17 protein-coding genes are annotated in these 22,965 nt (G+C 67.0%); 4 read left to right on the top strand and 13 right to left on the bottom strand.

Annotated elements, in window-relative coordinates; all coding sequences use genetic code 11:
- The first annotated feature begins 185 nt into the window (after positions 1-185).
- Positions 186-3,449: a hypothetical protein gene (locus AADZ78_RS11025; RefSeq protein WP_341343637.1), complete on the top strand. Its 3,264-nt coding sequence runs from the start codon at positions 186-188 to the stop codon at positions 3,447-3,449.
- Here the strand turns inward: AADZ78_RS11025 and AADZ78_RS11020 are convergent.
- From AADZ78_RS11020 to AADZ78_RS11010, 3 genes are all read right to left on the bottom strand, one after another.
- Complete coding sequence (locus AADZ78_RS11020) at positions 3,402-4,853, bottom strand: phytoene desaturase family protein (RefSeq protein ID WP_085250114.1); 1,452 nt, start codon at positions 4,851-4,853, stop codon at positions 3,402-3,404. The genes AADZ78_RS11025 and AADZ78_RS11020 overlap by 48 nt on opposite strands.
- Positions 4,850-6,598, bottom strand: coding sequence for a DUF3556 domain-containing protein (locus AADZ78_RS11015; RefSeq protein WP_085250113.1), 1,749 nt, complete (start codon positions 6,596-6,598; stop codon positions 4,850-4,852). The genes AADZ78_RS11020 and AADZ78_RS11015 overlap by 4 nt, the downstream gene beginning before the upstream one ends.
- Positions 6,599-7,457: 859 nt before the next feature.
- On the bottom strand, positions 7,458-8,690 hold the full coding sequence (locus AADZ78_RS11010) for a PucR family transcriptional regulator (protein ID WP_085250119.1): 1,233 nt from the start codon (positions 8,688-8,690) through the stop codon (positions 7,458-7,460).
- Positions 8,691-8,886: 196 nt separating this feature from the next.
- On the opposite strand from AADZ78_RS11010, the gene AADZ78_RS11005 reads away from it, so the two are divergent.
- From AADZ78_RS11005 to AADZ78_RS10995, 3 genes are read left to right on the top strand one after another with little or no spacing between them, the layout of a single operon-like run.
- On the top strand, positions 8,887-9,696 hold the full coding sequence (locus AADZ78_RS11005; protein ID WP_085250112.1) for a lysophospholipid acyltransferase family protein: 810 nt from the start codon (positions 8,887-8,889) through the stop codon (positions 9,694-9,696).
- Positions 9,697-9,699: 3 nt separating this feature from the next.
- Positions 9,700-11,340: an acyl-CoA ligase FadD12 gene (gene fadD12, locus AADZ78_RS11000; protein WP_085250111.1), complete on the top strand. Its 1,641-nt coding sequence runs from the start codon at positions 9,700-9,702 to the stop codon at positions 11,338-11,340.
- The gene (locus AADZ78_RS10995; protein ID WP_085250110.1) at positions 11,337-12,590 is read left to right on the top strand and encodes an alpha/beta hydrolase; all 1,254 of its coding nucleotides are present in this window, start codon (positions 11,337-11,339) and stop codon (positions 12,588-12,590) included. The genes fadD12 and AADZ78_RS10995 overlap by 4 nt, the downstream gene beginning before the upstream one ends.
- A gap of 28 nt (positions 12,591-12,618) precedes the next feature.
- Here the strand turns inward: AADZ78_RS10995 and AADZ78_RS10990 are convergent, their stop codons facing one another.
- The 10 genes from AADZ78_RS10990 to ribH form a co-directional block, all read right to left on the bottom strand.
- On the bottom strand, positions 12,619-14,007 hold the full coding sequence (locus AADZ78_RS10990) for a WS/DGAT/MGAT family O-acyltransferase (protein WP_085250118.1): 1,389 nt from the start codon (positions 14,005-14,007) through the stop codon (positions 12,619-12,621).
- 291 nt (positions 14,008-14,298) lie between these two features.
- Positions 14,299-15,276 (bottom strand): DNA-binding protein WhiA, encoded by a 978-nt coding sequence (whiA, locus tag AADZ78_RS10985; protein WP_085250117.1) that lies wholly within the window; start codon positions 15,274-15,276, stop codon positions 14,299-14,301.
- On the bottom strand, positions 15,273-16,301 hold the full coding sequence (locus AADZ78_RS10980; RefSeq protein ID WP_085250109.1) for a YvcK family protein: 1,029 nt from the start codon (positions 16,299-16,301) through the stop codon (positions 15,273-15,275). Before AADZ78_RS10980 ends, whiA begins: the two co-directional genes overlap by 4 nt.
- Entirely contained in the window at positions 16,298-17,182 is an 885-nt protein-coding gene (gene rapZ / locus AADZ78_RS10975) for an RNase adapter RapZ (RefSeq protein WP_085250108.1), read from the bottom strand. Before rapZ ends, AADZ78_RS10980 begins: the two co-directional genes overlap by 4 nt.
- Positions 17,179-19,140, bottom strand: a complete 1,962-nt coding sequence (gene uvrC, locus AADZ78_RS10970) for an excinuclease ABC subunit UvrC (protein ID WP_085250107.1) — start codon at positions 19,138-19,140, stop codon at positions 17,179-17,181. Before uvrC ends, rapZ begins: the two co-directional genes overlap by 4 nt.
- Positions 19,141-20,200: 1,060 nt before the next feature.
- Positions 20,201-20,683, bottom strand: coding sequence for an RICIN domain-containing protein (locus AADZ78_RS10960; RefSeq protein WP_085250116.1), 483 nt, complete (start codon positions 20,681-20,683; stop codon positions 20,201-20,203).
- Between the two features lie 38 nt (positions 20,684-20,721).
- Positions 20,722-21,198: an RICIN domain-containing protein gene (locus AADZ78_RS10955; protein WP_085250106.1), complete on the bottom strand. Its 477-nt coding sequence runs from the start codon at positions 21,196-21,198 to the stop codon at positions 20,722-20,724.
- 159 nt (positions 21,199-21,357) lie between these two features.
- Complete coding sequence (locus AADZ78_RS10950; RefSeq protein WP_085250105.1) at positions 21,358-22,011, bottom strand: sensor domain-containing protein; 654 nt, start codon at positions 22,009-22,011, stop codon at positions 21,358-21,360.
- Positions 21,992-22,474, bottom strand: a complete 483-nt coding sequence (locus AADZ78_RS10945; protein ID WP_085250104.1) for a PH domain-containing protein — start codon at positions 22,472-22,474, stop codon at positions 21,992-21,994. The genes AADZ78_RS10950 and AADZ78_RS10945 overlap by 20 nt, the downstream gene beginning before the upstream one ends.
- Complete coding sequence (gene ribH, locus AADZ78_RS10940) at positions 22,471-22,953, bottom strand: 6,7-dimethyl-8-ribityllumazine synthase (RefSeq protein ID WP_085250115.1); 483 nt, start codon at positions 22,951-22,953, stop codon at positions 22,471-22,473. Before ribH ends, AADZ78_RS10945 begins: the two co-directional genes overlap by 4 nt.
- Between the last annotated feature and the right edge of the window lie 12 nt (positions 22,954-22,965).

Raw genomic sequence — 22,965 nt, 5'->3', positions numbered from 1 at the left:
AGTCTTATCCGCCCATAACACACGCCATTTCGGGCGCGGACGACATTATTGCCAGCGACGAAACGCGCGCGATAACCGGAACGTGTCTCCTTGGTATCGGTTCAATAAACGCCGTATTCGTCGCTGCAGCCAACGCATTGGTCCGACGCTACATTCGGCGCGTGTCAAAAGAGCTAGGAAAGGGCATGTCGCGGGCCACGAAGCGCTTGACGGGCGGTGTCGCCGCGACGCTGGGCCTTTTCTGGGCCCTACAGCCGCTGGCCCCCGCGGCGGCGGCCGACCCGGCGCCTCCGGCGAACGCGACCGGACCCTGCCTGAATGCCATGGCACCGATTTCGGTGCTGCCCGCCGCGATAGCGGGGCCGGTGGGCGACGCCGTCTCCGCGTTTACCGGCTTGTCATCGCCGTCTGCCCCGGGAGCGGCCGGCGCGCCGGCCGGCGGTGGGGGTGGTGGCCTCCTCCCGGGGTTCCCGGGGCTCCCGTTTATCCCCTTCGGCGGCGCGGGCGGCGCGCTCATTCCGGGGCTGCCTGGTCTTCCCAGCCTGCCGTTGGGCGGCGGAGGCGGGGCCGCGACGCCACCGGCGGCAGGCGTGCCGGGCACCCTGATCGGCGGCGGAGCCCCCGAAGCCACTCCTCCGGCACCACCGGTCCCCGGCACCCTGATCGGCGGCGGAGTTCCCGAAGCCACCCCACCCGGACCACCCCTGCCACCGGCGGCCGGCGGAGTCCCCGTCGCCGGCGCTACCCCACCCGCACCACCAGTCCCCGGCACCCTGATCGGCGGCGGAGTTCCCGAAGCCACCCCACCCGGACCACCCCTGCCACCGGCGGCCGCCGGAGTCCCCGTCGCCGGCGCTACCCCACCCGCACCACCAGTCCCCGGCACCCTGATCGGCGGCGGAGTTCCCGAAGCCACCCCACCCGGACCACCCCTGCCACCGGCGGCCGCCGGAGTCCCCGTCGCCGGCGCTACGCCGCCGGCACCACCTATCCCGCCCGCGGCGGCGGGCGTGCCCGTCGGCGCCGCCACCCCGCCGGGACCGCCCGTCCCGCCCGCAGCGGCCGGAGTTCCGGCAGCCGCCGCTACCCCACCCGGACCACCCACCCCCGGCGCCCCGATCGTTGACGCCGCCGGCGTCGCTACGCCGCCCGGACCGCCGAGCCCCGGCACCGCCGCCGGCGCGGCGGGCGAAGAACGCTTCTCTCCGCCCACCCACCCGGGTGCTGGTGAAGGTGGGGGCACCGGGCCCGGATCGCCCGAGACCAGCACTCACCTCGGCGCGGCAGGCGGCGAGGCAACCCCACCAGGGCCACCCACCCCGCCCGGTGCGGGAGCTGGCGGCGCGGGTGCTGCCACGCCTCCAGGACCACCGAGCCCGGCAGCACCGCTCGGCGCGGCAGCCGGCGAAGCCACCCCACCAGGGCCCCCAGTGCCGCCAACCGCCGGCGGAGCCCCCGCGGGCGCCGCCACCCCACCCGGACCCCCCGTCCCACCCGGCGCCGCCGCCGTCCCAGCCGGCGCAGCCACCCCACCCGGACCCCCCGCGCCGCCAACCGCCGGCGGAGCCCCCGCGGGCGCCGCCACCCCACCCGGACCCCCCGTCCCACCCGGCGCCGCCGCCGTCCCAGCCGGCGCAGCCACCCCACCCGGACCCCCCGCGCCGCCAACCGCCGGCGGAGCCCCCGCGGGCGCCGCCACCCCACCCGGACCCCCCGTCCCACCCGGCGCCGCCGCCGTCCCAGCCGGCGCAGCCACCCCACCCGGACCCCCCGCGCCGCCAACCGCCGGCGGAGCCCCCGCGGGCGCCGCCACCCCACCCGGACCCCCCGTCCCACCCGGCGCCGCCGCCGTCCCAGCCGGCGCAGCCACCCCACCGGGCCCACCCGCCCCGGCCGCCGCCACGGGCACCGGGGCCGGCGCGGCCACCCCGCCGATCCCGGCGACTCCGCCCATTCCGATCGGTGGCGCAGGCGGTGGGCTGATCCCGCCGACCCCGCCGATCCCGGCCGTCCCTGTCGGCGTCGGAGGCGGGGGCGCCACACCGCCAGCTCCACCCGTCCCGGGTGCTCCGGCGGCCGAGACCGTAGCCGCCGCTACTCCCCCGGGCCCGCCCGCCGCGACTCCCCCGGCTGCCGGCGCTGTCGGCACCGCTACTCCGCCGGGACCGCCGGTCAGCGGTGTCCCCGCCACCGGCGGAGCCGGTGCAGCCACCCCGCCGACACCACCCATCCCAGGAGGCGCCGCCGCCGTGCCAGCCGGTGAGGCCACCCCGCCAGTGCCGGCCGTTCCGGGTGTCCCGGCTGCGGCCGGAGGCGCCGTCCCCACAGCGCCGACACCACCCGTGCCCGGTGCGCCCGCCACCGTCGCCGCCGCGGAAGCCACGCCGCCCGCGCCACCCGTTCCCGGGGCCGCAGGCGCAGTGCCAGCCGGTGAGGCCACCCCGCCCGCGCCGCCGGTTCCCGGCGCCGCGGGCGCCGTCCCGGCCGCCGAAGCAACACCGCCCGCTCCGCCCGTGCCACATGGCGCGGCCGCCACCGGCGGCGGCGTGCCCACTCCGCCAGGACCACCCGCCCCCGGTGCGCCGGCTGCCGTCCCCGCCGGCGAGGCCGCCCCGCCGGGACCGCCTGCCCCGGCCGCACCCCTTATTGACGCGTCCGGCCTCGGTACCCCACCCGGGCCGCCGAGCCCACCCGCCGCCGCAGTTGCCGATGCCGGCACCACGCTGCCCGGTCCAGGCGCCGGGGCGGGTGCCGGGGCTGGCGGCGCAGGTGGTGGTGGTGGTGCGGGGGGTGGCGGCGGGGCCGCCGCGGCCGGAGCGACCCCGCCAGGGCCGCCGAACTCACCCGCCGCGGCAGCCGCCGGCGCGGCCGGCGCCACCCCACCCGGCCCACCGGCACCACCCGCGGCGGCGGCGGTCGCCGTCCCGGGAGCTACTCCACCCGGTCCACCCGCACCTCCGGCTGCGGTGGCCGCCGGCGTGCCGGTAGCCACCCCACCCGGCCCACCGGCACCTCCTGCGGCGGCGGCCGCCGCCGTCCCGATAGCCACCCCGCCGACCCTCCCGGCCCCACCCAGCGCGGCAGCCGGCGGCACCACCATCGTCACGCCGCCGAACCAGCCGCTTCCGGGCGGCGGGACCGTCGCCGCGGCGGAGTCCCCGTTCGGCTTCCTGCCGCCGCTGGAGGGCCCCGGCTCGCCCTTTGGCGACATCCTGCCGCCGCCGATTGCGCAGGCAATCCCTGGCATCGCATCCGGTGCGTCGCAACTGGTGACCACCCCGCCGCTGGGTCCGGGCCCGGGCGGCGCGGCCGCCACTACGACCCACGTCCCGGGACCGCAGGACATGGTTTGCGTGGATCCCGGATGGTCACTACCGGACGGCGATCTAGGCGCTGTGCCGCTAACCGCCCCGGTCCCGCCGGCCCCTGCGCGACGCGGCGACTGGTAACCGCCGCAGCGCTGAGTCGGCGGCGTGGTAGCCGCACAATCCGTGGATTCCGGCCCCCGGCGGCGCCGACTGCGAACAGAGGTAGACCCCTGGCACACCGATCGCATAGGGATCGACGGCCACCCGCGGCCGGAAGATGACCTGCAGCCCGTCGTTGGCGCCGCCGATGATGTCGCCACCGATGTAGTTGCCGTTGTAATCCTGTAGCTCGTCGGTGGACTTGCTGACGGTTGCGATGATGCGATCGCGGAACCCCGGGGCGAACCGCTCTATCTGGTCGGTGACGGCCGCGGTCGCGTCACCGGTGTACCCGAACGGCACATGCGCATACGCCCAGATCGGGTTGATGTTGCCCGCGGAGCGCGACGGGTCGGCCAAGTACTGCTGCCCGACGAGCAGGAACGGACGCTGCACCATCTTCCCTTGTGCGCGTTGACGTTCGGTGTCCGCGATCTCGGCAAACGTCCCGCCGAGGTGAACCGTGCCCGCACGCCCGCAGTCGGGATTCGTCCACGGGATGTCGCCGTCGATCGCGAAGTCCACCTTGAAAGCCGACGATCCTTGGCGGTAGCGCCGATAGGACCGCTTGATCCGTGCGGGCATGACATCGCCGTAGAGCGCCAGGACTGCGGCGGGGCTGAGGTCGAGCATGACGATGTCGGCGTCGGGGAGGTCCCGGCGGCTCATGACGGCGATGCCGGTGGTGATGATTCCGCCGTGCGCCTGCAAAGCGGCCGCCAGGGCCCGGGTGATCGATCCCGATCCGCCCTGGGCGACGGGCCAGCCGTGCCGATGCCCGCTGGCCAGAACCATCAACCCAAGTGACGCGGTCAGCGGCCGGTCCAGCCGGGTGTAGACGTGTGCGGCCGCCCCGCCGAACAGTGCGCGTGCCTGTTCGGTGCGAAACCACCGCGCCATCGCGGTGGCCGGCAACACCGCCCGCGGAGCGAACCGGGCCAACCGGATCGGATGCCGCGGAATGTTGAGCACCGGACGCAGCAGATCGCCGGCCAGCTCGTCGAACCCAGCGGCAAGGTCGCCGAACGCGAGGCGCCAGCGTTTGCCGTCGGGGCCCATGCGGCCCACCGTCTGGTCAATCGAGTGAAACAGCAATCCGGCGGTGCCGTCGTCGAGCGGATGCGCGCAGTCAATGTCCGGCCACTTCCACGTCAACCCATAGCTTTGAAGGTCGATCTCCTTCCAGAATGGTGAACCGACGCCGAGCGGGTGAAACGCCGAGCAGTGGTCGTGGATGACTCCGGGCACTGTTAGCTCACCCGAACGCGCTCCCCCGCCGATCGTGTCGCTGGCCTCCAGCACCTGGACGTCGACGCCGTGACGGGCGAGGTGGATGGCCGCGGCCAAGCCGTTAGGCCCGCCGCCGACGACGACCGCGTTCGTCACCGCGCGGCGCGCTGAGTCGTCACGTGGACCGGGAACTCGTCACCGGGCTCCGGCCATGGCTGGCGCGACAGCATGTCCTCAACGTTGACGTAACCCGCCTCGATCAAACCCGTCTTGGCGTCGACAATGCGGTACCACTGCTTCTGGACGTGAATCGGTTGGCCTTCAAGGATGATGACTCGGACGTCGCCCTCGCCGAAGTTGCACCGCCGCTGTACCGCTTGCAGGAGTTGCTCGTTGTGCAGATGACCCTCGCCGAAGTTCCATCCCACCAGGGGTCCGGCAACGATTTCTCCTTCACGCACCTTGTAGTTCGCCTCGTTATCGATCGCGCGCGGCAATAGGCCGTTGAGCGCCCTGCCATGGGTGTGCATCGCCCGGAACGCCGCGACCTTGTCGGCCATCACTTCGGCGGTCGCCGCGTCGTAAAGCTTGGCCAGCTGATTGACAACGAGCGCAGAGCTTTTCACGATCGTGGCCTCTATCTTGTCCTCGGCACCGGCGCGGAAGCACCACACGCTGGTGGCCCAGTTGCCGGCGTAGTAGCGCATAGCGGGCAGGAACGAAATCTTCTCGGGAAAAATGTTTCCCGCGATCACAACGGCCACCACGGCGATCACCATGGCGAGCAACAGCGGTGACCGAAGATCGGCGGCCTGGATCGCGCCGTAGTGCCCGAACAGATAGAAGAGCGAGAAGATGAAGAACACGTTCCACTCCAACGGGACTCCCATCGGGAGGTTGGACAGGATGTTGAGGTGGAATATCACCATGAATCCGATCAGGAACCACCGCCACGGTTGATCGCCGGCGACGAACACCAGGATCGTGGGGACGATGAATTCCGCCGTGGTGCCGCCTACGTGCGCCATGACCTTGGGTAGCCAGGTGGGCCGTAGGTCGTTGACGTGGTCGCGGTAGAGCAGGTGCTTGATCGGGTTGAACAGCCTGGCCCGCAGCAGCGCGTTGTTGCTCGTCATCACCGCCACGACGTACGGGAAATGGTGGTTGAGCTTGGAGGTCGCCGCCCCCCACCACAGGCAGAGCATGATGATCTTGTAGGCCGCGACCTGATCGGTGAATGGGAAGAAGAACACGAGCAGCTTCAGCCAATAGTGTTCACCGCGGGCGGCCAGGAAGATGGTCTTGTCACGCAGACCCAACAGCGCCAGCGCGACGATCGTCGGGATCACCAGGACGGGGTTGATCAACCCGACATCGCCGGCGGCGGTCACCGGGCCGCCATGTCCGGGTGACAACAGCGCCCACACACCTGCGATCAACACGATGGCGTAGAGGGCGACGTCCACGATGGTGCGGTTGTCGCCGCGGGTGAACGGGATCTTGTCCGGCCACGCCGGCAGTCGAATTGTATTGGGCCGCAACCAATAAAGGGCTCCCCCGATCGGCGGCATAAACCGCCCGGTCAGCGGTCCGGATCCGCAGCCAAGGCCCAGGATCTCGAACAGCAGCGTGAAGATGATGACCTTCTGGTACACGATCGGTTGCGTCCACCAGTCGCCGATGTGACTCAGCCCGCCCAGGCCGGGGGTCAGCGAGATAATCGCGGCCGGAGCGGCGATGTATAGGACAATCTTGGTCAGGTAGAGCAGATACACCGCATAAGGCGTACCGAAGCCGTGCTCGGCCCAGTGTCGGGTCACGACTCGCAATCGCGTTGCGCGTGGCAGGGTCGGCCACCTGCCGCGGTCAACGTCCGGAAGTTCGGGTGACATGAATCCCATGGCGGCCTCATTCCCGATAGAGGTGAAACCAACTGGCGGTATCAATCTATTCGGAACGACAAGTCGGGTGGTCTATCGACGTTGGCTCGGCGGGCGCGGGTCATCGACATGACATGCACCTAACGGGCAGCCTTGCGCGACCCCTCGTCACGCGAGACTCCTTGCAGTCCTTATCGGACCACAGGCCGCGCCCTCCGAGAGATCGGAAGAACCTCGCCAGGATCGGGCCTGGGAAATCGTCGCTGCAGGCTATCGATCAACCCATCGACAGCCATTCGTTCCTGCTCATCAGCCTGCATCTGGCATCGTAAGCGAGCGACCCGTTCGTCGTCGCCACGGCCTTCAGCTCCGGCGATGGCACTGCGATAGTGGTCTATCCGCTGGCTGGCCTGTTGACGGCTTTGCATGAGCAGCCCCAGAAAGTACTCAGCCTGCTGCTGTTCCGCGTGCCACCTTCGGTTGTGCCGATGCGTGTGCGCCCGGGTGTGCGGATGGCGTGCGCCACGGTAAGTGGGCCGAGCGGCCAGGGCCATTGCGTCTCTCTCAACTGCGGATATGGGTGTTGACGGGGCAACGGTAACGCGCCGCACCGGGAAGGTGCCATATGCGCCCGCCACGAAACTCAAGATCGGTTTTATGCGCGCAACACGAACGTACCGAACGAGTCGTTTGTCCGCGACCAGCGCTCGGGTCGCGTTCATCCAAGGTCGCATCACATAGCGCGGGTAACCGGGGATACTTATGAGATCGGCGTCTGCCGGATTCGCGCCGCAATCTTTGCCTCGTAAGAAACGAAAACCCCACTGGGGGAAGAGAAATGGACCTCACACAACATGCTTCAGCGGGATCCACGGTTGAGCTAAGCCCCCAGCTTAGCCGCGGATAGCACCCCCGGGGCCATCCACCGGCAGACCTCCAACGCAATCTGCACCTTGAACGCAGCGTCTGGGTCGTCGAAACTCTGTCCACACAGTTCCATCGCCTGTGCCACCCGGTACTGAATGGTGTTGCGGTGCAGGGTCATCGCCTCGGCCGTGGCAACATAACTGCGGTTTCGGGCCAAAAACTCCCGCAGTGTCTCGCGCAGCCACTGACTGCGCTCGTCGTCAACGCTCAGAGCGCCCAACGCATCGGCGACGAAGCGCCGCAGCTCATCCATGTCGCTGGCCATCAACGCCAGTGGCGCGAGGTCGCTGTAGAAAACGACTCGAGAGCCTGGGCGGTCCCCGCCGGCAAAGGCCACCGCCTGCACCCGTTCGGCCAGTTTCAGCGATGCCCGAAACCCGCGCACCCCTTCTTCCGCACGACCAAATGCCAGGTGCGCCCGGATCCCTGCCGCCTTGACCGCCGTGCGCACGCGCGACCGGATGAGGGGCCGTTCCTTGGGGGGTATCCGGACCGAAAACCACAGCCGAGCCTCGCGCTCGTCGGTTGGCACCATCAACGTACGCCCCACCGCGTCCAGCTCCGTTGCCACCACGGAGCGCACTTGATCGAACACCGCGACGATGTCTCGGGCGGCTACCGCCGCATCCACCGACAACACGGCCGCGAGATGCACACCATCAAACCGATAGCGCAACGCCTTTTCGGCCCGTTCAATGTCAACCGGTCCACCGGCGAGCACCTCGCTGACCCACCGTTGTTCCAGGCCGCCGCGGCGGCGCACCCAGCGATCGTGCTCCTGCTCGTAGGCAATGGTCAGCTGGTCGGCCACTACGTCGATAAAGCGGTTCGCGCGGTTCACCAGGAAGCTGATCGTCGGCACTCGCTGTTCGGGCTCCAGTAGCGATACGAACCCCATCGCCACCTCCAAGAACCGCGCATGGCCGATCCGGTGCGCTCGAACCAAGGCTGACAACGGAACATCGCGTTGCGCGGCCGCGCGGGCGTAGATCAACGCTGCCACCGGGGCCTGCGGCACGTGATCATCGGGCATTCCGCGCTGCAGGAAAGCAACGCCGGCGTCGAAGCTCTCGGTGAGACTCGCCTTCCACAGGTCCAACATCCGGCCGTCGTAATTCAGCCCGCGAATCTCCGCCTTCATCAATTCGAACAGCTCAGGGATGAACTCGTCGCGGAGCATGTTCATCTGTCGGGTGATCACCGAAATGGGCCCGCCGCCGACCCCAGTTTCGACCCCAATACCGATTTGGGCCACTTTCCGTCCCTTCTGCGGCGTTCCCTTTAACTGTGCCTGGCTGCGATGCTGTCGCGAAAGCCCCAGTCGCTACCATCTAGGGACTCGATGCGGCAAGGAAGCCACAAGCCAGCCTCAAAGGAGAGAAGTGAGCGACACCGATAGCCCAGACGGCGAAGACATCGGCAAATTCGATCCGGGCTTGACCGAGCGCATGATCGGTCTAATGCGCCCGGTATTGAAGACGTACTTCCGCTCTGAGGTGCATGGCCTGGATTCCTTCCCACCGGGCGGAGCACTTGTCGTCGCCAACCACTCCGGCGGCATGTTCCCAATGGATGTCCCGATCTTCACCGTCGACTTCTACGAGAAGTTCGGTTACGACCGACCGGTCTACACGCTGAGCCACGACATCCTCTTCATGGGCGTCACCGGGCCGCTGTTCAGACGGATCGGCTACATCCGGGCCAACCGCGAGAACGCGGCCAAGGCGCTGCGAAGCGGTGGTGTGGTGATCGTCTTTCCCGGCGGCGACTATGACGCGTACCGGCCAACAGCGTCAGAAAACGTCATCGACTTCAACGGCCGCAAGGGATACGTCAGCACGGCGATCGAAGCCGGCGTGCCCATCGTGCCCGCGGTGTCCATTGGCGGACAGGAAACGCAGCTCTACCTGTCCCGTGGCACCTGGCTGGCGGAGCGGATCGGACTGAAGCGTCTGCTACGCAGCGACATTCTGCCGCTCTCGTTCGGCTTTCCGTTCGGGTTCAGCGCCGCCATCCCGCCCAATCTGCCGCTGCCCGCTAAGATCGTGACGCGGGTGCTGGAGCCGATCGACATCGCCAAGGAATTCGGCGATGACCCCGACATCGACGAAGTAGACCAACACGTACGGTCGGTGATGCAGCAGGGCCTCAACGAGCTTGCCGCCAAACGCCGTTTCCCGGTTCTGGGCTAAGCCATGGCATCTCAGGAATCTCGGATCAACCAAGCGCTCGGCCTGATCACCACCTTGCGGCGCGCCCGAATGATCGCGCCCATGCGACCGGACCGATACGTACGGATCGCGGCCGCCATGCGCCGCGAAGGCATGGGCTTCACTTCGGGTTTCGCCGGTGCGGCGCAACGCTGCCCGGACCGCCCGGGTTTGATCGACGAATTGGGGCCCCTGACTTGGCGTGAGCTCGAAACGCGTAGTAACGCGTTGGCCGTCGCGCTGCAGACTCTGCCGGCCGGGCCGCCACGCGTCGTCGGCATCATGTGCCGCAATCACCGCGGCTTTGTCGATTCACTGTTGGCGGCCAACAGAATTGGCGCTGACATCTTGCTGCTCAACACCTCGTTCGCCGGCCCGGCGCTGGCGGACGTGGTGGCCCGGGAAAACGTCGACACCGTCATCTACGACGAAGAGTTCACCGCTACGGTGGATCGCGCGTTGGCCGACAACCCCTCGGCCACCCGCATTGTCGCGTGGGCCGACGACCCGCACGACCTCACCGTCGAGAAGCTCATCGCCGCGCACGCCGGCCAACAACCCGAGCGTTTGGGCCCTAGGGCCCACAACGGAAGAGTAATCCTGCTGACCTCTGGCACCACCGGAACACCCAAGGGCGCCAAACACTCTGGCGGGGGCGGTGGCATTGGCACACTCAAGGCGATCCTGGACCGCACGCCGTGGCGAGCCGAGGAACCCATCGTGATAGTGGCGCCCATGTTCCACGCCTGGGGCTTTTCGCAATTGGTGCTCGCGGCGTCGCTGGCTTGCACCGTGGTTACCCGGCGCAAGTTCGACCCCGAGGCCACGCTCGACCTCATCGACCGCTACCGGGCGACGGGCCTGGCGGTGGTGCCAGTAATGTTCGACCGCATCATGGCACTGCCCGACGATGTGCGAAACCGCTACAGCGGCCGGTCATTACGGTTCGCCGCCGCCTCCGGTTCACGGATGCGACCCGACATCGTGATCGCGTTCATGGACCAGTTCGGCGACGTCATCTACAACAACTACAACGCGACCGAGGCGGGCATGATCGCCACCGCCACCCCGGCCGATCTGCGCGCCGCTCCCGACACCGCGGGCAAGCCCGCCGACGGAACCGAAATCCGCATCCTGGACTCCGAACTCAACGAGGTGCCCGTCGGCGAGGTCGGCAGCATCTATGTCCGCAACGACACTCAATTCGACGGCTATACCTCGGGCACCACCAAAGATTTCCAGGCCGGGTTCATGTCGTCGGGCGACATTGGTTACCTCGACGCCTCCGGACGGTTATTCGTGGTGGGCCGTGACGACGAGATGATCGTCTCCGGAGGTGAGAATGTCTATCCGATTGAGGTGGAGAAGACGCTGGCCGCACACCCCGATGTGACGGAGGCCGCGGTGATCGGCGTGGACGACGAGCAGTACGGGCAGCGGTTGGCCGCTTTCGTGGTACTGGAACCGGGTGCGACGGCCACTCCCGAGACGCTCAAGCAACACGTTCGGGATAACCTTGCCAACTACAAGGTGCCCCGCGAAATCGCCGTCCTCGACGAACTTCCGCGAGGCAGCACCGGCAAGATCCTGCGCGCCGAACTGCAATCACGGGTCAGCGGCTCATGAGAATCCGTCCGAGACCGCTCGCACGCGCGGCGGTCGAATTCATTAACGCCGCCAACGGATTACGGCCGATAGCACGTAAGGGCTACAGCACCGTGCTGGTGTTCTGGTTCGGCTGGCCGACTTCCGAGGTGCCGGGAATCTATTTCACCGTTTCGCTGCTGGACGCGCTGCGCCGCGCCCGCCGCGGCGACTTCGCCGGGCGTAACGGGAAGGCGGCACTGGGCTTGACAGCGGCGTCCTGGGCCATCCTGGCGGTGATCCGCTACCGCGGTGTGACCACGCCCGGCCCGGTGCTGGAAGCGGGGCTAAGCGAGCAACTCGGGCCCGATTACGCCAAGCGATTGACCGCCCTGCCAACGCAACCGACACGCGTCGGCCGGCGCAATCTCCCGTTGCGCACCACCGTGGCACGCCGGCGCTACGTCGAAAAGACCAACATCGTGCGCTACGGTCCGCACGGGCGCGCCAACCTGGCCGACATCTGGCGGCGCCGCGACCTACCGCGCGACGGCAAGGCGCCGGTGCTGGTGCAGGTACCCGGCGGCGCGTGGGTGATCGGGTGGCGCCGTCCGCAGGCGTATCCCTTGATGAGCCACCTGGTTTCGCGCGGTTGGGTGTGCGTATCGCTGAACTATCGGGTTTCACCGCTGCACACCTGGCCCGACCACATCGTCGACGTCAAGCGCGCCCTGTCCTGGGTCAAGGAGAACATCGCAGCCTACGGCGGGGACCCGAACTTCGTCGCGATCAGCGGCGGGTCCGCCGGTGGCCACCTGTCCGCGTTGGCAGCCCTGACTCCCAACGATCCCAAGTTTCAGCCGGGCTTCGAAGAAGCCGACACCTCGGTGGCCGCCGCAGTGCCGATCTACGGGCGCTATGACTGGTATTCCACCGACGGCGCGGGCCGTCCCGAGTTCGTCAGGCTGCTCGAAAAGTTCGTCGTGAAAAAGGAATTCAGCACACATCGCGACATCTTCCTCGACGCGTCACCAATCCGGCACGTACACGCCGATGCGCCGCCGTTCTTTGTGTTGCACGGTCACGACGACTCTCTGATTCCGGTCCGCGAAGCCCAGGAGTTCGTCGAGGAACTGCGAAGCGTGTCAAAGGCGCCCGTCGCCTACACCGACCTGCCCAACGCCCAACACGCATTTGACATCTTCGGATCGCCGCGGGCGCATCAAACCGCGGAGGCCGTAGCCCGGTTCTTGTCCTGGGTCTACGTGACGAGCCGCCCACCCGCCGACTAGCCCGGCTAAGCCCACGTCACGGGTGCGACTACAGCGATTCCGCGGCGCGCTCCAGTTCGATCAGTGCGGGCTCGATCGCGTCGGCCATCTCGTCGATGTCGTTGGCCACTTCGGGTGTGGTCACAAATCCGAAGTCCAGATAGTCCTGGTACGAGAAGCAGGTGACGTTCAATGCCACGTCCATGACCGGCGGCCCGAGTGGCACCAGGGAATCCAGTTTGGCGCCGGCCATGTACAGCGGGAAGGGGGGACCGGGCACATTGGAGACCACCAGGTTGATGGGCGCCAGATTGTGCGACAACCCGGTGGCCGTGTACGCGCGGGCGGCCAGCTGTAGCAGCCCCGGCGGCGTGGTCTCGGTCAGCCCCATGATCTGATGCGCCGACAGCGCCTTGGCCATCTCCTTGGCGCTCTGGGTGCTCTCGTGAATGGCCGCCAGGCGTTTGGCGGGGTCTTCGATGTGGGTGGCAAGCGACGCGGTCATCGAGCTGATTTGGTTCCCCACTTCGTCTTTCGTCTCGTCGGTACGGGTGGAGACCGGGATCTGCGCGATCAGCGGCTTGGCCGGCAGCTCGTCGCGCTTCTGCAAATAGGCGCGGGCCGCCCCGGCCACGAGCGCCATCACAACGTCGTTGAGCTTCACGTCGAAGGCGTCCTTGACGGCCTTGGCCCGGGCCAGCTCCACGCGGGCACCACTAATCCGCCGGTGTGGCGACACAGGTGCATTGAACCTCGTCTTGGGTGCTTCGAAGTATCGCGGCGGCTTTCTGGCGACGCCCAACGCGGCGATCTGCTGACGCACGGTCTGCTCCAACAGTCTGGCGATGCGAAACGGAGTCATGATTCCGACGTTGACGAGTGCGCCGATGGCGCGCCGTTCCAAGCCCGGAAGCTGGAATCCGACCAGCGATCCCACCTTTTCCTCTTGCGGCGGTCGCGGTTCCGGCGTGACGTCCAAAAGGATTTCGCCCAGCCCAGCGCCAGAAACCCCGTCGACGATGGCGTGATGCATTTTGGTCAGAGTCGCGATACGGCCGCCCTCGACGCCCTCGATGACCCATAGCTCCCATAGCGGACGGGAACGGTCCAGTTTGTAGGACATCAGCCGGCCCACAAGCTCCTCCAGCTCGCGGCGGCCACCGGGAGCGGGAACGCCGATGCGACGGACATGAAAGTCGACGTCAAGTTCCTGGTCCTCGACGAACCACGGCCGGTCGAGTCCCAGCGGGGCACCGGTAACCCGCCAGCGCAACTGCGGCAACTCCGACAACCGCTCGTTGATCAGTTCGCGGAGTCGGTGAAAGCTATAGTCCGGGGCGTGACTCGGATCGCAAATCGCCAGTGCACCAACGTGCATATGCCAACCAGCTGTTTCTGCTGACCAAAACGCCGCATCAACGCTCGAGAGCCGCTTCATGCCATGACCGTAGCCCTCGCCTGCCCACCGGGCCAGGTTATGCACGAACAATCGATGCCAGTGTGACTATCGTCGTGGTGTGCGGACTTCGCCGAAGGCTTCGTCGGGCGTTTCGGACGGATCGCCAACTCGCGCTGCAATGCTTGCTGCTTCGGCGGTATTGGGAATCATCACGCTGCTGCTGAGCGGGTGCCACGCGAGCTCTGTGTGGGGACACAACAAGCCGCGGGGCTACGACGCGTCGACCCTGAAGATGGTGTTCTCGATAACGCGCCTCGGCGCGCATCGTCGTTAGGCGTCTTCCAACAGATCGGGAGTCACCGCCGATTCAGTGTCGGGGATCCCCTCCACCTTCGCCTTGCGATCGGCCATCGACAGCAAACGCCGAATACGTCCAGCCACAGCGTCCTTCGTCATCGGCGGGTCGGCAAGCCGGCCGAGTTCCTCCAGGGACGCTTGCCGGTGTTCGACGCGCAGCCTGCCGGCCGACGCCAGATGTTCGGGCACGCTTTCGCCGAGTATCTCCAACGCACGCTCCACCCGGGCGGCCGCGGCAACCGCGGCTCGCGCCGAGCGGCGCAGATTGGCGTCGTCGAAATTGGCGAGCCTGTTGGCGGTGGCGCGCACCTCACGACGCATCCGGCGTTCTTCCCAGACCAGCCTGGTGTCCTGCGCCCCCATCCGGGTCAGCAACGCGCCGATCGCCTCACCGTCACGAACCACGACCCGATCGGCGCCACGCACCTCGCGGGCCTTCGCGCTGACCCCGAGTCGGCGCGCGGCACCCACCAGCGCCAGTGCGGCCTCGGGGCCGGGGCAGCTGACCTCCAATGCCGAGGAGCGTCCCGGCTCGGTCAATGACCCATGTGCCAAAAAGGCACCGCGCCACGCCGCTTCGGCGTCGCCAATGCTGCCACCGACGACCTGGGCCGGCAGACCGCGCACGGGGCGCCCACGCATGTCGAGCAGTCCGGTTTGACGTGCCAGCGCCTCACCATCGTTGGCGACCCGCAAGACGTATCGGGTGTTCTTGCGAATCCCGCTGGCCGACAAGACATGCACCACCGCGTTGTAGCCGTACAGGTCGAAGATGTCCTTGCGCAGCCGCCTTGCGATGCTGCCCAGATCCACCTCGGCTTCCACGACCACGCGGCCGCTCACGATGTGCAGCCCGCCCGCGAACCTCAACAAGGAGGTGACCTCTGCGCGCCGCGCACTGACCGATTTGACTACCAGACGGCTCAGCTCGTCCTTCACTTCGGTCGTCATCGCCACGCGTCGTCACCCCTCGGTCGTCCATCGTCGATCGGTATCTCAGCTGTGGCCGTCGTCGAAGCCGCCGTCGGGCCTTTCTCACTTGCCCGCACCCCGTCCAGCACGGCCGCCAGCTTGCCCGGGTCATGTAAAGGTGTACCAGGTCTGGCTACGTCGGCGAACTGGACCTCGGCCTGTAGCAGTGCTGCGGTCCGGCGCAGCTGCTCGCGCTCCCGATCGCTCGGCACGCGTTCGGCGTCAATGATGATCTCGTCCACGGTGAACCCGGGCGCGTGCTGGGCCAGCACGTGCAGATGGCGCTCCACCGAGAAACCGGCCGTCTCCCCCGGCTCGGCCACCAGGTTGAGCACCAAGGCACGACGAGCCGTGGTGGTCCGCAACGCTGAGGCCAGACCCGGCACCAGCACATGCGGGATCACGCTGGTGAACCAGGACCCGGGTCCCAGTACCACCAAGTCGGCGGCCATGATGGCGTCGACGGCTTGGCGAGTAGCCGGCGGGTCGGCGGGCATCAACCGCACTCGTCGGACCTTTCCCGGCGTGGTTGCGATCGCCACCTGACCGCGGATCAACCGGAACATTCGCGGGTCAGACTCCAGGCCGGCGACGTCGGCCTCGATCTGCAGCGCAATCGGGCACATCGGCAGCACCCTGCCCTTGACGCCGAGGATGCGTCCGAGCTCGTCGAGGGCGGCGACCGGGTCGGCGAGCACCTCGTTAAGGCCGGCCAGGATAAGGTTCCCGATCGGATGTCCGGCCAGCGCGCCGTTGCCGCCGAATCGGTGTTGCAGGATCGTCGCCCACAACCGGCCATACGGGCTGTCGGATGCCAACGCCGCCAAGGCCATTCGCAAATCACCGGGCGGCACCACGTCCAGTTCGCTGCGTAGCCGGCCCGACGAGCCACCATCGTCGGCGACGGTCACCACAGCGGTGACGTAGGGTGTCAGCCGGCGAGCCGCCGACAGCGTCGCGTAGAGGCCATGTCCGCCGCCGAGCGCAACAATGCCGCCGGTCATTCGCGACCCAGGTCTCGGTGTAGTACCCGAACCGCCAGTTTCAGATCCGACCGCAGCAGTCCCATCAATGCCTCCGCGATCGCGACGCTGCGATGCTTACCACCTGTGCAGCCGATGGCGACCGTCATATACCGCTTTCCCTCCCGGCGATAGCCGTCGACAACCAGGGATAGCAATTGATGGTAAGTCTGCAGAAATTCGGCCGCGCCCGGCTGGCCGAGCACATAGTCCCGCACGGCGGCGTGTTGGCCGGTCAGTGGCCGCAACTCGTCCACCCAGTGCGGGTTCGGCAAGAACCGAACGTCCATCACCATGTCGGCGTCCATCGGCAGTCCGTACTTAAAGCCGAACGACTCGACCGTGACGCTAGTGGTCGCGCCGCCGCTGTTGCCGAATGCGCGCTCGATGCTCTCCCTTAACCCACGTACGGACAGCGCCGACGTGTCGATGATCAGGTCGGCGGTGGCGCGAACCGGAGCCAGCATCCGGCGTTCGGCGGCAATGCCCTCGGCCAGGGTCTGCTCGCCCTGCAGCGGATGGCTCCGGCGGTTTTGTTCGTATCGGCGCACCAACATGTCGTCCGAGGCCTCCATGAACACCACGCGGGGGGTGATGTTACGAGTTGCCAGTTCGGTGCGCACCGAGTCGAGGTCGCCGGTGAATCCGCGCGACCGCACGTCCATCACCACCGCCAGTTGGGTGATGCGTGATCCGGCTGCCAACCCGAGGTCCACCATGCGGGTGATCAGCTGGGGAGGCAGATTGTCGGCCACATACCAGCCGAGGTCTTCGAGCACTTTGGCCGCCGTGCCGCGCCCGGCCCCCGATAAACCGGTGACCAGTACGACGTCGATGCCGGCCGAGGCGTCGGCGTTGGTCATGCCGTGCCTCCCGCGCCGCCAGACGCTGCGGGCTCGTCCGGTCTCAGTGCCTCGAGGACGGCCGTGGCCGTGGCTACGCCGATGCCGGGGACGGCGGTGATCTGGTCGACGGTGGCCTCCTTGAGGCGGGCTATCGATCCGAAATGGGTGACTAACGCTTTGCGCCGATGCTCGCCCAAGCCCGGCACCGAGTCCAGCGCCGATGCCGTCATCCGCTTGGATCGCTTGCTGCGATGGTAGGTGATGGCGAATCGGTGCGCCTCGTCGCGCACCCGCTGCAACAGGTAGAGTCCCTCGCTGTTGCGCGGCATGATGATTGGATCCGGCTCCGACGGCACCCATACCTCTTCCAGCCGCTTGGCCAGGCCGATCACCGCAACATCGGTGATACCGAGATCCTCGAGCACGGCGCTGGCCGCGTTGACTTGCGGTGCGCCGCCGTCGACCACGTACAGGTTGGGCGGGTAGGCGAACCGGCGCGATTTACCTTCCGGAGAAAGCAGATTCGGATCGTTCTGGTCGTGCAGGTGACGTAGGAACCGGCGCCGGGTGACCTCGGCGATGGAGGCCACATCGTTGGATTGCCCCTGTCCGGCCGCGTCCCGGATGCCGAAGTGGCGGTAGTCAGACTTGCGTGGCAGGCCGTCCTCGAAGACCACCAATGAGCCCACCACGTCGGTGCCCTGTACGTGGCTGACGTCAACGCATTCGATCCGCAGTGGCGCATCGGCCAGGCCCAGTGCATCCTGAATATTCTGCAGTGCAGCGGATCTGGCGTTGAAGTCGCCGGCGCGCTTCAACTTGTGTTGCTGCAGTGCTTCTTTCGCGTTGCGCTGCACCGTTTCGGCCAGCGCCCGCTTGTCCCCGCGGCGCGGTACCCGCAGCGCGACGCGGGATCCGCGCAGGGCGGACAGCCAGCTGGCCAGTTCGTCGCCATTGGACGGCAGGCATGGCACCAGCACCTCGCGCGGAACCGGGTTGACGGATTCGTCGGCGGAGCCGTCGAGTTCGGCCTGCTCACCGTAGAACTGCGTCAGGAACTGCTCGACCAACTGCTCCGCCCCGGAATCGCCAGTGTCTCCAGGCTTTTCGACAATCCAGCCACGCTGGCCACGAACCCGGCCGCCGCGCACATGGAACACCTGCACCGCCGCTTCCAGTTCGTCGTCGGCGAAGGCGACGACGTCGGCGTCAGTGCCGTCGCCGAGCACCACGGCCTGCTTTTCCATGGCCCGCTTCAGCGCGGCCAGGTCGTCGCGGAGCCGAGCGGCCCGCTCAAAGTCGAGTTCCTCGGCCGCGGCGTTCATCCGCTGTTCCAGTTCGCGAGCGAAGCGGTCGGTCTTGCCGGAGAGGAAGTCGCAGAAGTCCGTCACGATCTGGCGATGCTGCTCGGCGCTGACCCGACCGACGCACGGCGCCGAGCATTTGTCGATGTACCCGAGCAGGCAGGGGCGGTCTATCTGCTTGTGCCGCTTGAAGACTCCCGCTGAGCAGGTTCGCGCGGGGAACACCCGGGTGAGCAGGTCCAGCGTTTCGCGGATTGCCCACGCGTGCGAGTACGGCCCGAAATACCGGACACCCTTGCGTCGCGGGCCGCGATAGACCATCAGCCGGGGGAACTCCTCGTTGAGGGTGACGGCCAGCACCGGATAAGACTTGTCGTCGCGGTAGCGGACATTGAACCGCGGGTCGAACTCCTTGATCCAGTTGTATTCCAGCTGCAGCGCTTCGACCTCGGTGTTGACCACCGTCCACTCGACCTTGGCCGCCGTGGTCACCATCTGGCGGGTCCGTGGGTGCAGGCTGGCGACGTCGGCGAAGTATGACGTCAGCCTGCTGCGCAGGCTCTTGGCCTTGCCGACGTAGATGACGCGGCCGTGCGGATCGCGGAATCGATACACGCCGGGTTCGACCGGGATGGACCCGGGCGCGGGGCGATACGTCGCGGGATCTGGCACGTATTCCAGGCTAGTGGTCGCTAGCCAAGCCGTAGCTACAGGTCCAATTCAGATTGGGTCATCGTCCACGCCAGGACGCCCTCTACGTAATGACGAAGCCACCGAGCTCGTGTGGGTTCAACGAATTGCCGCAGACGTCAACTGATTCGGCGTACAGCGCCGGACCGTCGAACTGATACGCCGACTCGGCGAAGTCCGAGGAAACGTGCCTGACATCAAGTCACCGATCACGGCCTGCACTCCTGGTTCGACTATCTGGCCGCCGGTGTGACAACCTCATGGCGATGTCTGAAGTTCGGGGTCATCACTGCTTGGTGTGGAGGGCACGAAGTGGAGTTCCATTGTGCACTAAACCTGCACTAAACCCAGACCTGGAGTGCGCCGCTGGAGTCTTCCTGGTGGGCCGGTCGCTCCGGAGCACCTGGTCACGAAGATAGCGAATCGGGGCTACGTCGAACGGCGGTGGCGCGCACCATGATTCAAATTTGACGCGAGGTTCTGCTGTGGCTGTCTGTATTGCTCTGTAGTCACGTCTGCAACTCTGGCCTCTGTCGGAGGCTATGGCAGCGCTGCCCACCTAAGCGCGACAGCGCGGTTTCTGCAGGTCAACGCCACCTCGAAGCCCGCGCGGCCACCACCAACGTGGCAACGACACCGCAGCTCAGGCGGTTGTCGCTAGGAGCCGGGCGCATCGGGTGGTCCACCGGGCGCAGCGACACATGTGACTGTTGTGACCGTGCGATGTGCCCGATCTATGGTGCGCACCACTTTGAGCCAAGCCACGTCTAACGTCTGGCGGCAAAAACGCAACAACACCACGAGGTCGCTATTCCGCGTCGCGGTTCACGCAGTGCAACCATCCGCTAATTCGCCCGACCCGTCGACCGCCATTGCAAACAGTAACCTCAATAAGAGTTAAATTACGCCGGACTGCCGCTGCTGCTCCTGGCCTTGCCGATGTAGACGACCCGCCCCGGGATCTGGCGCGTATCCAGGCTAGCGGGCGCTCGAAAGGCGCCTACAAACACGGCGCTCGTTGGGGATCGGGTGGCAGGTCCGGTCACGGAATGCGATCCCACTCCTCGCCGGGTCCATCGAGGCCGCAATTGAGGTGGTTCACCTCAGTTCCCGGGTTCGGCGCGCCGAAGCCAGCATTCAGGCAGCCAGCGAGGACGGTCGAGATCTGGCCGTTGGGCTGGTCACTCCAACGCTGGCCGAGCCCACCGTTACAGGGCACCAGGGTCACCGGCCACTCGCTCAGTACGTCGACTGCCAAGCAGTTGCCGGGGAAGGCCACGCTCTCGATCTCCCCGGGGGAGTTGAAATTCCAACGCTGCGTTGCCGACCCGTCGCAGGGGTTGATCACGGCCGGCGCATTGAAGTTCCCACTCGGGCCGTCCAGGCAAACATCGCCTAATCGGCTCTTCAACTGGACCGGGTCGTCGGCATTCGCCGGACCAGCGCTTAGCAGCGCGACGCCCAATACCGCACCGACTACGACAAGGGCCCGGCGCACACCGCCGATCAACCGCGACCCATGCATCTCAGCTCCGCTGACGAGAAGTGCCCCAGCGAGCCCGGTCACGGAGCGCTATCCCACTGTTGGTCGGGTGCATCGGAGTTGCACCAGCGGGTGGACACCCAGGTCCCCGGGTCCGGGCCACCGAGAACGGCGAGGCAGCCGCCAAGTTCACTCGCGACCTGGCCGTTGGGCTGGACAGTCCAATGCTGGGAGATCCAATCGACACAGGGCTGGAGGTGCGCCCACCAACTTTCCCCCGGCACGTTCAGGCACTCGCCGGGAAAGGCCACGCTCTCGAGCTGGCGGTCAGCGGTGAGATTCCAGCGCTGGAAGTCGGTCCCATTGCAGGGGTTGATCACAATCGCGGTGAACCAGCTCCCACTCGGGGCGTCCAGACAATAATCGCCCAATCGGCTTTTCAACTGGACCGGGCCATCGGCACTGGCTACACCGGCGCTGAGCGCCGCAACACCTAGCAGTACGCCGACCAGGATAAGGACCCGCCGAACGCCGCGCATCGACCGCGGTTCACGCATTTCAATTGCAGCCTCTCTTGGCTCAACTCACCCCCCAAAGAAGCGGCACAGTCAACGCCGAGAGCACCACCGCCGCAGACAATTTGCCGCGGGTACCCAATTCTTTACCACAGCGTGCGCGAGCCCCTCTACCGCTGCCAATGGATTCCCATCGCTTTGTCAGGTTCGGGCGTCGATTTGCGCTTTCCTCTTCGCCGACCATTCGGCCACGGGGAATCCAGGCGCGCTGTCGCAGGCCGATATCAACAGAGCCACCTGCGGGACGACGGCCAAGCCGTAGCTACAGGTCCAATTCGGATGGGTCATCGTCCACGCCAGAACACCATCTTCCGGTATGGCGAACTCACTGAGCTGCATCGGCGCGAACGCGCCGCTCGGACTCACTGGGATGGCTTCGCCATGGCAGCCGGATACCGCGCGAAATCCAGTCCAGACCACATCGTGTGGGTTCAACGAATTGCTGTAGACGTCAACCGATTCGGCATACAGCGCCGGGCCGTCAACGCGGTATGCCGACTCGGCGAAGTCCGAAGAGCCGGGCGGCCGCAGCGGCGACCCCTTAAAGAGGAGAGCCGCCGAGCATTCGGGCGGACGGGCGCTGGTGAAGTAATTGCCGCCCACCTCCATCGCGGCCGCCGGTCCGAGCGGAGTGCGGTCGCCGTCGTGCAGAAGCAGGTCACGCGCCGAAATCGGCGTGGGCGACCGGCCAGCGGCCCTAACCGCCCGGCCCGGTACCACTGCTGTGCAGGCAGCCAGCGTCACCGCCGTGACGACCAAAGCGACCACCGCGCAACTACGCCGAAGGCCTGCCATCGGATGATGATATGAGGTCCGGTCGATACCGGGCTAGCAACGAGCGCACGGTGTCCATGGCCGTCACCGCGCGTTCCTTGTCGACGGCCTGAATCGCCATCACGGGGATGTACTCGTCGTCGGGCAATTCGATCCGCGCCCATCGGCTACCGCCGGGAAACGATACGCCAACCACGTCAGACCACGGAACTAGCTTGTTGCCCAACAGGTTACGCACCGCAAGCCCGGAGGAACCCACCCGTAGTCGCGGTCGCGTGAACAACAACACAGCCCCGGCAATGACAAGCCCCAGAACACCCATCGCCACCTGATCGGCGGTCTGGAAGACCACTCCGCTGGACCCGACCTTGAGCAGCAATCCCACCGCAACGTGCACTGCCGCGATGAGAAATGCTGCAGCGTAAGCGAATATCGGTGTCAGACGGGGACGGAGTTCGACATCCCAATCGGGCGGCGTGTTCACGACTGCGCGCGCAGGTCGCGCAGGGTCAAAGCCGTGGCCAGCGCCGCCGCGGTGGCTTGGGCGCCCTTGTCTTCGGCCGACGTGGAAAGCCCCGCCCGATCCAGCGCCTGCTCCTCGGTGTTGGTGGTCAACACCCCATTGCCCACCGGCGTGGCAGTATCCAACGACACCCGGGTCAACCCCTGAGTCACCGCATCACACACATAGTCGAAATGCGGTGTCTCACCACGGATCACCACGCCCAACGCCACCACCGCGTCATGGCTGCGGGCCACCTCCTGCACCACCACCGGAATCTCGATCGCACCCAGCACCCGCACCACCGTCGGACTATCCACACCCGAGTCCGCGGCAACCCTCAGCGCACCATCGAGCAGCGCGTCACAAATCTTGGTATGCCAGGTGCTGGCCACAATGGCCACCCGCAGACCCGCGGCATCCAGCACCGGAAAATCCGGCACACCCGCGCCACCGCTCACAAAACACCACCA

Origin of the sequence: Mycobacterium riyadhense, assembly GCF_963853645.1 — a bacterium.
Classification (GTDB): Bacteria; Actinomycetota; Actinomycetes; order Mycobacteriales; family Mycobacteriaceae; genus Mycobacterium; species Mycobacterium riyadhense.
The sequence above is the reverse complement of the archived record's forward strand: the minus strand, read 5'-3'. Positions and strand labels throughout refer to the sequence as shown.